Genomic DNA, 16535 nt, shown 5'->3' with positions numbered 1-16535 from the left:
TGTTCAGAAGAGCACTGAGTAAAGACTTAATATCTCGAAACTAAATGGTTTGGGAGGTTGTGAATATTGGGTATAGTAGTGATTCTCATAGTTGTAGCCATTATAGCAGCCATTGAAGTTCCCCTTATGTGGAGGAAAAAATTAATCAAGGAGATGTGGATTTTCTCATTTCTTCTGTTGCTGGGAACTTTCTTCAGCCTTATTAATGCGTTACATATTTCGTTCTCTAACCCACTGGGATGGATGATATTTATCTATAAACCCGTCTCCGAGCTGGTAAATGCCTGGTTATCCTAAAATGGGACTGAACCATTCCCTTGAGATGGCTTAGTCCCCATGATTAAACGACGTTGCCAAATCAGCAAGCGCCCTAAAGTTTGTTGCTAGCCGTTCACGCGCCAGCCAGTAATAGACTTCCTGGCCTCTCTTTTTATGGTCAACAATGCGGGCATCCCGTAGGATTTTGAGATGATGTGAAATCGCTGGCCTGCTTATTTCGAATTCACCTGCAATTTCCCCAACATTCAGCCGACCTTTATTCCCTAATAACGTAACAATCCGAATCCGAGTAGGATCACCAAATGCGGTGAGAAACCGTGTGATGCTGTTGATATCGTTAGGTTTAATCTCTTGCGGTTCTATCTCCCCACCCCGATTCGTAAATAAACTTAAACATACTCACTTGTTGAAACTACAATAAAGACCTCGTAGATTCTCTAACAATTAATTCTGCCGGAAAAATCTGATGCGCATGATTAACCTTCTTATTGATGAGATCAAAAAGAATCTTAATCGTTGCTTCCGCAATCTCCACTACCGGCTGTTTGATGGTAGTAATAGAAGGATTATAATAGAAAGAAATATCCAGTCCGTCATAACCAGCTACAGAGTAATCTTCCGGGACTCGCTTGCCCGCTTCAAATATCGCCTTACAGGCGCCGATAGCCATACTATCTGATAAGGTGAAAATAGCGGTGAACTCTTCTCCTAACTCTAGCAATTCTTTTGTAACCGCATACCCATTCTCCATGCTGTAACTGTCGATATCTTCTTTCATCCGCCGCACTAACCGTTCATTATAAGTGATTCCATGATCAGCTAAAGCCTTTTTATAACCTTCATATCTTAACTTACCGATACTTACATCTTCTTCTGGTGCAGTAATGACCGCAATTTTCTCATGCCCCTGATTACATAAATAGTCGACAATTTTATAACTCTCATTAAAGTCATCGACAGATACAGAAGAATAGTCGCTCAAATCAAACTCTTCCGTCATCCCAATCGTACTAAGGACAAATGGAACCGTTAATTGCTGTAATTTCTCTTGAGAGTGTGAGAATAGCCCTCCTAAAAAGACAATTCCCTTCAACCGTTTTTCTTTCTCCAGCTCAATCGCCACTTCGATCTCATCTTGATTCTCATCAACTCGTTGTAGGATGAAGGAGTATTTCTTGCGTTGGATCTCTTTTTCGAACACTTTGATCATCGGGCTAAAAAATGGATTGGATATCCCTTTAATCAATACTGCAATCGTTTTCGAATCAGAACGTTTTAAATTTCTTGCACTGTTGTTCGGGACATAATGATTTTCCTTGATAACCCTCATAACCATAGCTTTTGTTTCTTCGTTAATATCCGGATGATTGTTAATAGCCCTTGATACAGTAGTCACGCCAACACCGCATAATTTGGCGATGTCTATAATAGTCAGTCTCTCCATTTCTATCTATCCTTTACTTGTTAGTATCTATCAAACTCCTTAATCCTTATTCAACTTCATAGTCAAAATAAGAAAGCAGGGGATTCCTGATGGTCACCCATCAAGAAAAACACCCTACTCGCTTCTTACATGAATATTAATTTATTTAACGAGGTAGATCAAGCTTAACCCTTAACCGCACCTGCAACGACACCTTCGATGATGTACTTTTGACAAGTCAGGTAGAAAATGATGATTGGCACAATAGCTAAGACCAGCATCGCCATCATAGCTCCCATGTCAATCGATCCGTATCCACCTTTTAAGTACTGGATCGCAATAGGAATCGTTTTATACTCTGTACCAATCAGCAGGTCTGGCAATAGGAAGTCGTTCCATACCCACATTACATTAAGGATAGCTACAGTTACAGCAATAGGTTTCAGGATGGGCAATACCACTTTAAAGAAGGCCTGAGGTGGATTACAGCCATCAATCATTACCGCTTCTTCAACTTCAAGCGGGATAGACTTCACAAATCCGCTAAACATAAACACAGACAGCCCTGATCCAAACCCTAAATAGATTAAGATAATCCCAATCGGATTGTCGAGATGCAGCACGTTTGCAGTCTTAGTCATTGTGAACATAACCATTTGGAAAGGCACGATCATCGAGAATACAAACGCATAATACATCATACCTGTGAATTTGGACTTCACCCGGGTAATGTACCATGCAGTCATGGAAGTAAATAACACGATCACAGCCACCGAGCATACCGTGATAAACAAGGACATTCCGAAGGCACTGAAGAAATCAATCTTTGCTGCACCACTAGTATAGTTCTTTAAACCAACAAATGTAGTCTCATTAGGGAATAAGAACGGCGTATCACTAATGTAGAACTTACCCTTGAAGGAGTTCATCAGAACAATAAAAATAGGAGATAAGAACGCAATGGCCAAGACCAACAAAATGGTGAATATGGAGTAATCTTTTGCTCTAGTCTTTTGCATTAGTTCTCAACCTCCTTTCTTCTAGTAATGACAAGTTGTATTAAGGCGATTAAGGCTACTAAAGCAAAGAATACGACGGCTTTCGCTTGACCGACACCTTCCCATCCTGATTTTCCGTAGAATGTATTGTAGATGTCCAGTGCTAACATGGAGGTCTGCTTAGAAGGAGCACCAGCGGTTAACGCTAAGTTCTGGTCAAACAATTTAAATGAATTGGATAAGGTTAAGAATAAACAAATAGTAATGGACGGCATTACGAGTGGAATAGTCACATTACGCAAAATCTTAGAACGTGAAGCTCCATCAATTCTTGCGGCTTCTACTATATCTTTAGGAACATTCTGAATACCTGCAACATAGATAATCATCATGTACCCTATCAATTGCCAATTCATAAGAACGATTAGTCCCCAAAATCCATACGTTGCATCAGAGGTCAAAGTGACACCGAATTTGTACAAAATCCCATTAAAAATCAACTGCCAGATGTATCCTAATACGATACCGCCTATCAAGTTAGGCATAAAGAAGATCGTTCTAAATACGTTGGTACCTTTTAGCTTTCTAGTTAACAACATCGCCAAGATGAAGGCGAACACATTAATAGTAAGAACAGATAAAACTGTGAATTTAACAGTGAAACCTAATGCATTTAGAAACTCTTGATTCGAAAAAGCTTTAGCGTAATTGCCAAACCCTATCCATGTTGCATCATTGACTGTAGTAAACTCTGTAAAAGACAAATATATACCCAACAGAAAAGGGATCACAAAGGCAATTCCAAAGGCTATTATGGTCGGTAATGCAAAAAGAGCAAAATATTTTTTTATCGATTTTTCCATGGAGTCTTCTCCTATCTCAGTATGGAAAATGATGAAACAGATGTAGCAAGATCCACTCCAATTGTTGCTTAGTGCCACTGAATCCCGAGGGAGCCCAGTGGCACTAAGCTTTTATCTGTATGACAACTGAGTGTTATTCAAGCATCTTTCCATACATTTATTATTTTGCTTTTTCAGCCTTCCAAGTGTCCTTGAAGATGGTTACAACTTCATCCCAAGTTTTGTTTCCTTGAGCGTATTGCAAGAGGGCATCACCAAAAACGTTTTTGAATTCTTCACTTGGGAATGCTGCGAATGTCCAAGCTACAGAAGTAAGATCTTTTTCCATCCAAGCAGATACTTCTTTAGCAAGTGGGTCTGCTGGTTTTTCACTGTCTTTAAAGGTATTGAATGGAGCGATGAAACCCAGATCGTTAGTTACATAAGCTTTACCTTTTTCACTGGAGAACAACCATTCCAAGAAAGCGATAGAAGCTTGTTGGTTCTCAGCAGATACTTTGCTGTTGATTGCGAAATAGTTTTCTGTACCTACAGCCAGACCTTGTTTTTCTTCGCCTTCCATACCTGTATAAATAGGCAAGAATTTGATTTCTTCAGCTTTAACTACGTTACCGTCAACATCGTTGATTTGTGACCAAGCCCAGTTACCATTTTGAACCATAGCTGCGTTACCAAGTGCAAATTCAGCCATGGAGTCAGCTACGGATTTACTACCCAGCAAGGATTCTTTAGTTACAGAGTTCTTGATATACAGATCGAAGATGTTTTTAAATTTATCGTTGTATTTGAATTCAACTTCTTTAGAAGCTAGACCCGCAAGAACGGTGTTATCAAACTCAGTATTGTCTTTGAATTCATAATACAGCGGCAAGTTTGCAAGGTGAGTCTGCCATCTCCATTGCTCACCAGCAGCGAGGGAAGTGGAGGCGAATACACCTTTAATGCCCAGTTGGTCTTTTTTAGCCGTCATATCTTCTACTACTGCTTTCAAAGTGTCGAAGTTATTGATCTCAGTTGTGGAGGAGATCGATACCGCTTTATCAGCCAAAGCGAAGTATTTCTTCATAATTGCGTCGTTGTAGATGATGCCGTATCCTTCAACTACGTAAGGGATACCATACACACCTTCACCTTCAGTTACAGCCAAGCTTTTGTCGGACAGATAGCTGTAAAGCTTAGTATCTTTCAAATCCAAGGTGTAGTCTTTCCAGGATTGAAAACCAACAGGTCCGTTAATTTGGAAAATAGTTGGCGCTTCAGACTTGGAGATTTCGGATTTCAATTTAGTTTCGTAAGTACCCGCAGCAGCTGTTACAACTTTTACCTTAACTCCTGTTTCTGCTTCGTAATCCTTAGCGATCTTTTCATATATTTCTGCAATCTCAGGTTTGAAGTTCAAGAAATAAACTGACCCTTTTTTACCAGATGTAGCGTTTCCATCATTGGATGCAGAATTATTTTCTTTATTCCCACATCCTGCCGCTAAGACAACAACCATAGACATTACTAACATGAGCCCTAAATATTTTTTGATATTCTTCATTCTTCTTCCCCCTCGTACTTTTTATTAGATTACCTCGCATGAAGACGTTCCGATGCTGTTAGTGAAAATTATGTCAGCGTTTTCATTTGCTTAAGTAATCCCCAGCCCACTTTTTGGTATCCTTATCGGTATCCTTATCGGTAACGTTTTCAATTGAAATATTAGCACACCATTTTGAACTTTTCAATAGCCAATCTTTTAGAATCATTTTATGGAAAAACTGCCCACGGCAAACCTTGCAAGCGTTATAATAGGATCATCCTTATTCATGAATGGTGAATGCTTAGGACATACTAATGGTTAAGACCCATTAAATAACTATGAATAGGTGATTGCATATTTTATCTCTGATCGAACAGTATGAGCTACAATTCTCCAATAATAATTATTTTGGCGATATCGGGGTAGATCCCTCCTACTCAATTGTAGAAGGCTCCCTTCCTGTACTTGTCTCAGCTCCACATGCCATTAACCATTTTCGAGAACATGCTGTAAAACCAGCTGACATGTATACAGGCTCCCTTGCCCTCTTGTTACAAAAGCTCACTAATTGCTACTGTATTTATTCAAATAGCTTCTCCAAAGAAGACCCAAATTACATCTTAGGCGGAGAATATAAGGCTGCGCTACGAGCGCTTGTCAAAGAACATCGCATTCAGTTTGTGATCGATCTGCACGGGGCTTCCAAACTTCGAGAGTTTGATATTGATCTAGGGACTCTGTACGGAACCTCTATACGAGAAAATAATTTAAATGACGTCGTAGGCATCTTTAACAATAATGGTATTACCAAAGTTCGACAAAATCATACATTTTCCGCATCCCATCCTGGAACGATTACTTCATATTGCGCTAAAGAATTGTTAGTTCAAAGTATTCAAATTGAAATTAATCGAAATTATCGTAACCCGAATGCGTTTGATTTATTCCAAAAAACCATTCATTCCCTTGAACAAATCATTAAACTATTGGGCGGTGTCTGACATTATTATCGAGCAAACCTTTACTATTCTAGACAAACAAAGCCTTCAACCTCGTGAAGAAATCACAATGAACTCTGAAGAGTTAAAGGAATTAGGTTTAGTCCAGCATATCTTCGTTGATCTTACAGCAGAGAATGGTGTGAAAGTCAGCTGTTTAATTTTATCGGCAGATGAGGTGCCAAGAGGTTCAATCCAATTATCCAAGCGGGCAAAGGACAAGCTTGGGGACTGCCTCACTACAGGATTAACTATAACGAAGCCAGAATACGACACAGTTCTTCGGGGAATTCCTAAAGTGGACGAGATTGCCAAACCCTATGTAAAAGCCTGTCCAGCACTCGTCCGTAAATATACGAATCAAGTAGAACTTATCAATCCCAAAAATGGCTTTCGGGTAAACCTAACTTTACGAGAAGATAGCACAGCCAAACCGAATACCCTTTACTTCAACAGATACATCATGTTATTGCTGGAAACCCATTCCGAGGGGCATGACCCATTAATCATTACTCGCGCTAGGACGCGTTCTCAACCCAAGCCAGGCATACATAAACTTATAAATCAACTGATCCAACGGCCCTTAAGTGCATTAGGGAACTTTTTTATCGGCAAAAGAGAGCTCACCCTCAGAGTGGGCCATCCTTACCCTTTTGATGAGCACCAGAATTTATGCAGAATTCATCCGAATGTTAGAAAACTGCTAGGCATGGAAGAAACAGATCAGATCGTGATCACCTATAATTCAAAACAAATCACCATCCCCATCTTAGACATCGATACGGAGCATATTGCCCAGTCGATCAAGCTACATGCGGATAATGAGCAGCTTAAATTTATCGACAGCCACTTATTTATCGGGATCACCGCCTTATCGCGTAACGAGTTAGAAATCCCAAGCATCGGCGCATCAGTTACCGTAAAAAGAAGTATGTACTCCTTATTCCTAAAGCACTTAAACAAACTGGTCTTACCTGTTATCGCTTTGTTGTTCACCATAGTACAGCTATATAAAGATTTGAACTGGAGCATCGCTCTGACCGTCATCATTTCTCTTGTGTTACTTCCGATTATCATCTACACAACACTATCTGAGGAACGCGCCAAAATTAATTAAATGGAGGGATTTCCGTGGAATTCACTTCACAATCCCAAGTAGAAGATATGATCTACAGCTCTTACCTAAGGGCCATTAACAACATTACAGAGACTTTGGATGAAGAAGTTAGAAAACCGGAGTTCACCAGAGCATTACTGGATGCAGTTGGAAGTCCGGATCGTAATCAAAAATACATACTGGTCACCGGCAGTAAAGGTAAAGGCTCCACCTCTAGATTTATTTCCTCTCTGCTAAGTCACTTGGGATATAAAGTGGGATTATTCACCTCCCCTCACCTGGTAGATTTCAACGAAAGAATCCGGATCAATGGGCAGGCAATAGCCACTGAAGATTTTGTACGATTAGGTAATGTAATTCACAGGGGCTTCCACCAGCTTGAGGAGCAGCTTGCTGCTGACGAATATCAAGGTCCGGTTGGGGTTGCTTTGGCTATTGCAGCTTTGTACTTTAAAGAGAAGGGTACAGATATCAATGTGATTGAATGCGGTAGAGGAGGAAGGTTTGATGACACCAATGTCCTGAGCAATGACTGGGCTGTCATTACCCCGATTATGGAAGAGCATGTAGCCCATTTGGGACCTGATCTGAACAGCATTACATTACACAAGCTGGGGATTATCAAAAACAACACAACAAACGTCTATGTTAGCAAACAGAAATCCGACGTTCTTGCGATCATGAAGGACAACCTTTCCTCCAACCCTGTACAATATTATGAAGAACAGTTTCTAGCTGAATCTATCACAACCACTTCTATCGGAACTACTTTTGATGTCCGGACGAAGCAAGCCTTTTATCCAGCCTTGACCCTCCCGCTATTGGGACAGTTTCAAGCGGTCAATGCTGCCAGTGCAGTGTCACTTTGTGAAGAGATTACAGGGGGACCCTTGGATCAGGAGATCGTACACCACTGTTTTAAACAATTACAATGGCCGGGTCGTTGTGAAGTTATCTGTCATGACCCGCTGACGATTATTGACGGAGCTATTCATAGAGATTCTGCAAGCTATCTGGCTGAACTTATTCAATTAGTGAATCTTGAGCGCAGCCGTACCGTCACATCCATCATCGGTGTCCCTAAGGATAAAGATTACACAGGGGTCATCGAAGTCATGAGCACAGTCTCGGATCAACTAATCGTAACCAAACCCGATATAAGCCATCTAATTTTCCCTACGGATGCCCTGCTTACCGCTAAAAGTTTTCTCGAAAAAAGTTCCGAATTCCCTTGTTTAGAGGATGCTCTTACGTATGTTAAAGAACAATCACCTTCGGAGATTATTGTAATCGTGGGTACGCAAACTCTAATCGGAAATGCCAAAAGATTATTCGGACAATCGCTGCTGAATATCGGCTTATAACTGATTCATACGCTGAAGAATAACTTCCCTGTAAAGGTCTGAGAGGCCAGGTACTTCACTTGGATTTTGCTTGCAATATTCATCTAACATTACCTTATGGTTGACTTCGATCACCATCAAGCCTTGATTTGTCTCTAAGATATCTACTGAGCAGAAATCAAGGCCCAGCGCTTTAGAGGTCCGGGAGGCCAGCTCCGCTAGTGCCTCTTGTTTGGCCTGATCTTTCACCTCAATCGTAACAGCCCCGTTAATCAAATTATGCTTCCACGAACGAACTCTTTTTTTGCCAAGGAATACACGAGCCTGATAATTAAAAGTTACAATTCTATACTCAATCTCCGCTTCATAATAAGGACCTATTGCCCCATTAAGCTGTAAAGAAAATAATAAATCCAGCTTTTCATGCAGATCGGCTATCTCATTGATTTTGTACACATGATTTCCCTGCGCCCCGTTATCCTGCTTCATAACTACCTCCCCATTGCACGCTTGGAAATAACGCTCAGCCAATGGATATGGATTCAAATTGCTAAATTTGGAGTCTGGATGCGGCAAATAAATATGTTCTACGGCTGGGATATTCGCCTTATGCAAAACATCATAAGTTAGAGATTTACTCATGACAATGATCGTAGAAGCACTGTTATTTAGTCCGATTTCAGCGTCTACCATCACAAATGATTTCACTCCATCTGTCGCTCTATATACGAAATTCGGTGTAATTTCCTCAAAGCCAATCCCTGAGGCTGTAACAGAATGCTGGATCATTTTTAAGTAAGGTCTAGTCGTCATTCAGTTTCCTCATTTCTAACAAAATATGACCAAACCTAATCATAGCATGAGAAATATCAATAAAAAATAATAATATTACGTTATAATAGTTAACACATTCATCCCTCGAATCTTGTTTTAGGTCCGTTTTTCACAAAAATCGCAGAATATATGTTACGTTTAATGACTGATAGCGCTTTTATAGTTAAAATAAGTGTTGATTATTTAGTGATCATCCTCTATGATAAGCTTATTAAAGCGAATCAAAAAGTTAAAGCGGTTAAACTTTAACAACTTTTCACCTACTATTATTGCTAATTAATAGTGTTAGTATGATCAAAAGTTAAAGCGCTTATACTTTTAAAACGAGAGGTTGGTGTGTCATGATCAATCGCGAGAACAGGCGGCAGACGTTCTACATGTATCTGTTCATTTCTCCTTGGATTATCGGCTTCCTAGTATTCGCCCTGTATCCTATCTTATCATCGCTTTACTTCAGCTTTACTGATTATGACATCATACACCCACCTAAATTTATCGGGCTCGCTAACTACACAGAGATGTTTCACAATGACCTGTTCTGGAAATCGGTGGTTGTCACGTTGAGATATACCTTCATCGGTGTACCTATCCAGCTTGCGCTCGGTCTTGGCTTTGCGCTATTGCTCCACCAGACCATTCCTCTACGCGGCTTTTTCAGAACAGCAATGTATTTTCCAAGCATGGTATCCGGCGTGGCCATGTCCCTGCTGTGGTACTGGATCTTCAACCCGCAGATCGGGCTCTTCAATTACATCCTTTCCTGGTTCGGTATTCATGGACCGGCTTGGCTGATGAACCCAGACACTGCGCTATATGCCTTGATCATCATGACCTTCTGGACAGCAGGTTCAGGAATGATTTTATTCCTCGCAGGTCTGCAAGGCGTACCGGCAAGCTTGATCGAAGCCGCTAACCTTGACGGTGCAGGGCGCTTCAGAATCTTCCTGAACATTACCTTACCGATGATCTCTCCCGTGTTGCTCTTTCAACTAATTATGGGACTGATCGATTCCTTCCAAGTCTTTACCCAAGCTTTTGTCATGACTCAAGGGGGGCCGAATTACTCTACCTGGTTCTATGTCTATAATCTCTACACCAGCGCTTTCAAAGAATATCGTGCCGGTTATTCCTCAGCCTTGGCATGGGTGCTCCTTATCGTAGTTATGCTGTGCACCGCACTAATTATGAAATTGTCTAACCGTTATGTTCACTATGAAGGAGGCGGACGCAAATGAGTACAGTCAGAGCGCTAAGCCCCCGGACTAAAGGAACAAAACGTCGCCGGAAAGCGGAGCCTGTTAAGATTTTCAGCTTTATCACTTTAGTAGTTACAACATTTCTGATGCTGCTTCCTTTGTTCTTCATGGTCTCCACTTCACTTAAGTCCAAACGTGAGATGCTGAAGTTCCCACCCACCTTTCTTCCGGAGAGCTGGCAGTGGAGCAATTACACAGAAATATTTGATACTCTGCAGTTCGGTACACTTTATAAAAACAGTCTGATTATCGCCGGCTTTAGTGTTGTGGGAACCTTGATTTCATCGGCGCTAGTCGCCTATGGATTCGCCAGATTCAGAGGTACAGGTAATCAGGTGTGGTTCATCCTGCTGCTTAGCACCATGATGTTACCTTATCCAGCCATTATGATTCCGCAATTTGTACTCTTTTCGCAAATGAATTGGATCGATACCTTTTTACCCTTGATCGTGCCTGCTTTCTTCGGCTCAGCCTATAATATTTTTCTGCTGCGCCAATTCTTCTCCACATTGCCTGAAGAGCTGTTTGATGCGGGACGCATTGATGGCTGTGGCGAAATACGGATGTGGGCTACCATAGCAATCCCACTCTCCAAACCTGCACTTGCAACCGTAGCTATCTTTGCTTTTATCTACAACTGGAATGATCTGCTTACGCCAGTGCTTTACTTAAGCTCATCAGATAAGTTCACGCTACCCGTCGGGATGGCTTCTCTTACCTCATCGAGGTTCCGCATTCCACCTTGGCATCTGCTAATGGTTGCTTCGGTTCTAGCTATGGTCCCAATCGTTACGCTGTTTGCTGTAGCCCAGAAACAGTTCGTCGAAGGGATTGTACTTACAGGGATTAAGTAATAATCCGCCATAAGGCGGCCAAATATACTTGAAATCATGGAGGGTTTAGCTAATGAACAAGAACAGGAAAAGTATTGCACTTTTACTTGCAGCAACCATGCTCGTTGTTCTAGCCTTATCAGGCTGTAGCGGCGGCAAATCGGCGGGTAACGCCCTATCTGAAGGAGACGGTAGCTCTACTAATTCTGGAGGCAAAGCAGAAACGGTAACGATTACCCATTACACAATAGATTCAGAAGACCGCACATTTGTCGAAAAGTTAATCCCTGATTTCGAGAAGCAGCATCCGAATATTAAAGTGAAAGTGGAAAAAGCGCCATATGAGCAGTTCGACAGCAAGCTGCAAACGCTAATTGCCGGCGGCAAATCGCCCGACGTGACAAGTCACTGGGGGTATGGAGGTTTCGCAGAATACTACAATAAGGGTATGTTGCTCGATATGACCGACCTTATGAAAGAGGATGGTTTCAAGGCAGAGGATTACAGCATCCCAGAGAATCTGATGGGCATCTACAAGGTTAAAGATCACACTTACGGCATCCCGGTCAATATGTATGTCACCTTAATGCTCTATAACAAAGACATGTTTGATGCCGCCAAACTGACTTATCCAACAAGCGATTATGAAGATAAGAGCTGGACGTTTGAAAAAATGGTCGACGAAGCTAAACAAATGACGCTTGTATCCGATGATATTGCCAAAACTCAATATGGCGTAGACTTCACTTGGTCCGAACGCGATATGCGGCCATTATATTTTGGAGCGGAGCCTTACTCAGAAGATACATGGACTAATGGCGGCGTGCCTTCCGAGACTTATTTTGACTCCCCCGAGGTGATCGCTGCCTACAACAAGCTTTTTGATCTTGTCTTTAAGGATAAAGTCTCTCCTTCTTCCGAATGGAGCAAAAGCGTAGCTGGACAGAACGGTGATCCCTTTGTTGCTGGTAAAATCGGCATGTCTATCGGAGGCTCATGGAACCTTGCAGGCGCAAATGACTTCCCCTTCAAAATTGGCGTTGCTGCTGTCCCATGGGGAGGCAACGATAAGGTACGCAGCACCCTTTATGTCGATCCGCTGCTGATCTTGAAGGACTCCAAACATCCGAAGGAAGCTTTTGAATGGATCAAATACCTGATCACAAGCGAAGTGCAAGAGAAATCCATTGAGCTTAGTGGCGGTAACCCGCCAGTCAACACCGAAGCTGCAGAAGCTTACTATAAACATTTTGACGGTATCGATCCACAGGATATCAAAAATGTCTACGAGGGTGCTGTTAACTACGGCTTCGAATCCTATAACCACTTAATCACCAACTACTCGCAAATTAATGACATGTTCATTAATGAATTGCAGCCAGTAGAAACTGGACATAAGACGGTTGAAGAGGTGATGGCGACGATTCAGAAGAAGGTTACAGAGATCATTCAGCGATAACTGTTTGGCAGGTATACCGCCCCCTTTAGGGACGGTATACCTGCGTGAAATCATACGTTTAGCGGACAGTCTGCCAACCCTGTATACTGAAAGTAGAAAACAGGATCGGAAAATCTGCCGTGAGGAGAATTAAAGATGAAAGTGAGTATTTTTGATGTAGCCAAAAAATCCGGATTATCCGTTGTAACCGTATCCCGGGTGTTAAATGGGGCCGAATCGGTGCGTGAGAATAATCGCCAAAAGGTACTGGAGGCAATTAAAGAGCTGGATTACCGCCCTAATGCTGCGGCACGCAGTCTGGCAAGCGGTAAGACGGGAATTATCGGCATTATTGTCACTACCCTGCAAGATTCCTTTTTTGACGCAGTGGTCAAAGAGCTGAATGAAATATTAGCGATGCATGGTTATTTTTTAGCCATATCTATCTCAACAGGCATCGAATCGGATGACAGCCATTATTTAATTCAGGAGGATCGTGTAGACGGCTTAATTCTGCTCTCTCCGATGGAAGAGGACAATTATATTGTGGAGTTAAAACGGCGGGGTATCCCTTATGTGCTGATAGATAATCAGAAGCCCGAAAATGATACCTACTCCATCACGATCGACAACTTCAAAGGGGGATACGCAGCTACGCGTCATCTGCTGGAGCTGGGACATACTTCAATCGCTCATCTCTGCGGTCAGGAAATGTTCCGGAGTACGCGGGAGCGGCGCAGTGGATTCCTACAGGCGCTTCAGGAACAAGGGCTGGACCCCTTTGAGATCGTGCCTGGTGATTTCGATATTGGGATGGGATACGATACCTGCAAACGTTGGCTGAAGGAAGGAAAGCTGCCCACCGCCGTCTTCGCCGGGGATGACAATATCGCGCTTGGAGTTATCAATGCCCTGATGGAAGCGGGCATTCAGGTACCCGAAGAAGTGGCAGTGGTCGGCTATGACGATCATTATATTGCTTCACAGCTTCATCCACATCTGACAACAATACGTCAGCCAGCGGACAAAATCGGGCTGGCAGCCGCGGATATGCTGCTCAAACGCATCTCCGGAAAGATGAAACGTGGAGCCGGGATGCGGATTGATCCTGAACTTATCGTACGTGAATCTACCGGAGCTGAGTAGATTAAATTTTATACACTAGGAGTGACGACCATTGACTTACTACTTGGGGATCGATGGGGGAGGCACGAAAACCTATGCTCTGCTAAGCGATGAACATGGCAATGTTCTTGGCAAAGGCAAGAGCGGTAACGGCAACCACCAGACAGGCGCCCTTGAGGCCGCCAACAGTATTCAAGAGGCCACATTCGGGGCGCTGGCTGAAGCCGGACTCCGGTTGGAAGACATCCAGCATACCTATCTCGGACTTGCCGGTGCTGATCGAGAAGCCGACTATGCTATTCTCCATCCGATGATACGCCAGATAGGATTCACCAAATACACCATTAACTGTGACACTATGATCGGTCTACGCGCAGGAACGAATCGCCCATATGGTGTCGCGCTCATCTGCGGCACCGGCACCAATTCAGCAGGCAGAAACCTGCAGGGAGAGCATTATCAATGCGGCGGCTTTGACTATATGTATGGTGATTTCGGCGGGGGTGGCGCACTCAATATTGAGGTATTTCGTTCCGTTATCCGAGCTTGGGACGGCCGGGAACAGCCCACCCTATTAACAGGCTTACTGCTAAAAATGCTAGGTTATGAGGAAGTTGGGCATATGTTTCACGATTTCCTCGATCATTGGAAAAAAGTCCCCGTTAATGTTGCTCGCCTGCTCTTTGAAGCAGCAGCTGAAGGAGATGCCGTAGCGTTGGAGATTTTACATCGGCAAGGGGTTGAACTAGGTAAGTCTGCGGCAGCTATCATTCACAAGCTAGGCATGGAGCAGGAGACCTTCGATGTGGTGCTGGCAGGAAGTCTGCTAACCCGAGGGGATCGCGGTTGGATTCGCCAGCCTATCGAGAAAGCTGTACACGCTGCAGCCCCTCAGGCAACCGTGGTTACCCTTGCCACAGAGCCTGTAGTCGGTGCAGTATGGTCAGCTATGGATCAAGATGGGTTGACCCTTAGTAGTGAAGTATATGAGAAAATGCGGAATTTTCAGGATTATGAATCGATCAAACAAACTACAAGACAGGAGTGATTAATCTTGGCAGCTAACCAAGGATTAAAGATTGCAGTTATCGGTGGAGGTTCTTCGTATACCCCAGAATTAGTAGAGGGATTCATTCTTCACTATAAAGAACTTCCCGTGCGCGAATTATGGCTTGTAGATATTGAGCCTGGTCTTCGCAAGCTGAATATTGTAGGTAACTTGGCAAAACGTATGGTGGAAAAATCCGGCCTTCCGATTGAGGTTCATCTGACAACAGACCGCCGTAAAGCGATCGAAGGCGCCGACTTCGTCAGCACCCAAATGCGTGTCGGCATGCTTGATGCCCGTGCCCGTGATGAGTCGATTCCACTCAAATATGGCGTTATTGGCCAAGAAACAACAGGTCCTGGGGGAATGATGAAAGCACTGCGCACCATCCCTGTTATTCTGGATGTATGCCGTGATATCGAGGAATTGGCTCCCAACGCATGGCTGCTCAATTTCACTAACCCTGCTGGGATGGTCACCGAAGCCGTTCTGAAATATTCTAATGTTAAAAGTATTGGCCTGTGCAACGCACCTATCGGCCTGATCAAGCAAGTCTCTGCCAAATATAATGTAGCAGCAGACCGCGTATATGCCGAATTTGTGGGCCTTAACCACTTGCACTGGATTACTCGTATCGATGTTGAAGGTGAAGACAAGCTGGATGATATGCTTGCAGATACAACCAGCTACAGCGCTAAGAACGTACCGGCAAGAGAATGGAACCCGGAATTCCTGCAATCCCTTCATGCACTGCCCTCATACTATTTAAAATATTTCTATATGACCGATGCCATGCTCGAAGAGCAGATGGAATCCCATAAACAAGGCATTAACCGTGCTGAAGTTGTCAAACGTGTAGAAGAAGAGCTCTTCGAGCTTTATGGCAATCTAGAGCTAAGCGAGAAGCCGAAGCAGCTGGAACAGCGCGGCGGTGCTTTTTACTCAGAAGCAGCTGTTAATCTCATGAGATCGCTCCATAACGGATCAAACGACATTCAGACCCTAAATGTCGCCAACCGCGGCATATTGGACTTCCTGCCAGATGACGCCAGCATTGAAGTGAACTGCGTGGTCACCAAAAACGGCCCGCTACCTCTGCCACTGACCAAAATTCCAACCATGGCTAAAGGACTCATTCATGCTGTCAAAACCTATGAACAGCTGGCGATTGACGCCGCTGTCACCGGAGACCGCGCCCTTGCCCTTCAGGCGCTCGCACATCACCCGCTTGTTCCGTCCGTGGACGTAGCGATTCGGATGCTGGACAAAATGCTGGAAGCTAATAAAGAGTTCCTGCCGAACTTTTTTGCGAATTAATTCACACCTCCTATCGAGAAATAACTAAAAGAGACCGAACCCGGTCTCTTTTTTTGCTGTTATAAGCCTTAAATAATCCTCTAAATATAGTGAAGTCCCAGCGAGCATTGATTCTCCCCTAACAGGAGGTTTTATACT

The 16535-nt window shown here is 43.2% G+C and carries 16 protein-coding genes; 10 read left to right on the top strand and 6 right to left on the bottom strand.

The window, feature by feature from the left end; genetic code table 11:
* Window positions 1-66: 66 nt before the first annotated feature.
* Window positions 67-297, top strand: coding sequence for a hypothetical protein (locus MKZ09_RS01295; RefSeq protein ID WP_256715120.1), 231 nt, complete (start codon window positions 67-69; stop codon window positions 295-297).
* A 30-nt stretch (window positions 298-327) separates the two neighbouring features.
* On the opposite strand, the gene MKZ09_RS34315 is transcribed toward MKZ09_RS01295, so the two are convergent.
* The 5 genes from MKZ09_RS34315 to MKZ09_RS01275 form a co-directional block, all read right to left on the bottom strand.
* On the bottom strand, window positions 328-603 hold the full coding sequence (locus MKZ09_RS34315) for an ArsR/SmtB family transcription factor (protein ID WP_367946839.1): 276 nt from the start codon (window positions 601-603) through the stop codon (window positions 328-330).
* Between the two features lie 88 nt (window positions 604-691).
* Window positions 692-1723 (bottom strand): LacI family DNA-binding transcriptional regulator, encoded by a 1032-nt coding sequence (locus tag MKZ09_RS01290; RefSeq protein WP_076135411.1) that lies wholly within the window; start codon window positions 1721-1723, stop codon window positions 692-694.
* A 164-nt stretch (window positions 1724-1887) separates the two neighbouring features.
* Window positions 1888-2721, bottom strand: coding sequence for a carbohydrate ABC transporter permease (locus MKZ09_RS01285; RefSeq protein WP_076126965.1), 834 nt, complete (start codon window positions 2719-2721; stop codon window positions 1888-1890).
* Window positions 2721-3563 (bottom strand): carbohydrate ABC transporter permease, encoded by an 843-nt coding sequence (locus MKZ09_RS01280; protein ID WP_036687240.1) that lies wholly within the window; start codon window positions 3561-3563, stop codon window positions 2721-2723. Before MKZ09_RS01280 ends, MKZ09_RS01285 begins: the two co-directional genes overlap by 1 nt.
* A gap of 160 nt (window positions 3564-3723) precedes the next feature.
* Window positions 3724-5106 carry an ABC transporter substrate-binding protein gene (locus MKZ09_RS01275; protein ID WP_076107314.1) on the bottom strand — a complete coding sequence of 461 codons (1383 nt, stop codon included), beginning with the start codon at window positions 5104-5106 and terminating at the stop codon, window positions 3724-3726.
* A 332-nt stretch (window positions 5107-5438) separates the two neighbouring features.
* Here MKZ09_RS01275 and MKZ09_RS01270 point away from each other — a divergent pair, with 332 nt between their 5' ends.
* Genes MKZ09_RS01270 through MKZ09_RS01260 form a run of 3 tightly spaced genes read left to right on the top strand, consistent with a single transcriptional unit; the run spans window position 5439 to window position 8567 of the window.
* Complete coding sequence (locus MKZ09_RS01270; protein ID WP_076135409.1) at window positions 5439-6089, top strand: N-formylglutamate amidohydrolase; 651 nt, start codon at window positions 5439-5441, stop codon at window positions 6087-6089.
* Complete coding sequence (locus tag MKZ09_RS01265; RefSeq protein ID WP_179089587.1) at window positions 6055-7203, top strand: hypothetical protein; 1149 nt, start codon at window positions 6055-6057, stop codon at window positions 7201-7203. The genes MKZ09_RS01270 and MKZ09_RS01265 overlap by 35 nt, the downstream gene beginning before the upstream one ends.
* A gap of 14 nt (window positions 7204-7217) precedes the next feature.
* Window positions 7218-8567, top strand: a complete 1350-nt coding sequence (locus tag MKZ09_RS01260) for a bifunctional folylpolyglutamate synthase/dihydrofolate synthase (protein WP_076206101.1) — start codon at window positions 7218-7220, stop codon at window positions 8565-8567.
* On the opposite strand, the gene MKZ09_RS01255 is transcribed toward MKZ09_RS01260, so the two are convergent.
* Window positions 8562-9359, bottom strand: coding sequence for an ATP-grasp domain-containing protein (locus tag MKZ09_RS01255; protein ID WP_076206098.1), 798 nt, complete (start codon window positions 9357-9359; stop codon window positions 8562-8564). The two genes, MKZ09_RS01260 and MKZ09_RS01255, sit on opposite strands and share 6 nt — an antisense overlap.
* A 362-nt stretch (window positions 9360-9721) precedes the next feature.
* On the opposite strand from MKZ09_RS01255, the gene MKZ09_RS01250 reads away from it, so the two are divergent.
* From MKZ09_RS01250 to MKZ09_RS01225, 6 genes are all read left to right on the top strand, one after another.
* A complete protein-coding gene (locus tag MKZ09_RS01250; protein ID WP_036687229.1) occupies window positions 9722-10615 on the top strand; it encodes a carbohydrate ABC transporter permease in 894 nt (297 codons plus the stop codon).
* Window positions 10612-11490 (top strand): carbohydrate ABC transporter permease, encoded by an 879-nt coding sequence (locus MKZ09_RS01245; RefSeq protein ID WP_038568194.1) that lies wholly within the window; start codon window positions 10612-10614, stop codon window positions 11488-11490. Before MKZ09_RS01250 ends, MKZ09_RS01245 begins: the two co-directional genes overlap by 4 nt.
* A 52-nt stretch (window positions 11491-11542) precedes the next feature.
* Window positions 11543-12928, top strand: a complete 1386-nt coding sequence (locus MKZ09_RS01240; RefSeq protein WP_076141426.1) for an ABC transporter substrate-binding protein — start codon at window positions 11543-11545, stop codon at window positions 12926-12928.
* A gap of 135 nt (window positions 12929-13063) precedes the next feature.
* Window positions 13064-14053, top strand: coding sequence for a LacI family DNA-binding transcriptional regulator (locus MKZ09_RS01235; RefSeq protein ID WP_076135400.1), 990 nt, complete (start codon window positions 13064-13066; stop codon window positions 14051-14053).
* Window positions 14054-14084: 31 nt separating this feature from the next.
* Window positions 14085-15080, top strand: a complete 996-nt coding sequence (locus MKZ09_RS01230; protein ID WP_076135398.1) for an N-acetylglucosamine kinase — start codon at window positions 14085-14087, stop codon at window positions 15078-15080.
* 6 nt (window positions 15081-15086) lie between these two features.
* A complete protein-coding gene (locus MKZ09_RS01225) occupies window positions 15087-16397 on the top strand; it encodes a 6-phospho-beta-glucosidase (RefSeq protein ID WP_076206095.1) in 1311 nt (436 codons plus the stop codon).
* Window positions 16398-16535 lie beyond the last annotated feature (138 nt).

Source organism: Paenibacillus sp. FSL R5-0908, from assembly GCF_038006245.1.
In the GTDB taxonomy this organism is placed as follows: Bacteria; Bacillota; Bacilli; order Paenibacillales; family Paenibacillaceae; genus Paenibacillus_AQ; species Paenibacillus_AQ odorifer.
The sequence above is the reverse complement of the archived record's forward strand: the minus strand, read 5'-3'. Positions and strand labels throughout refer to the sequence as shown.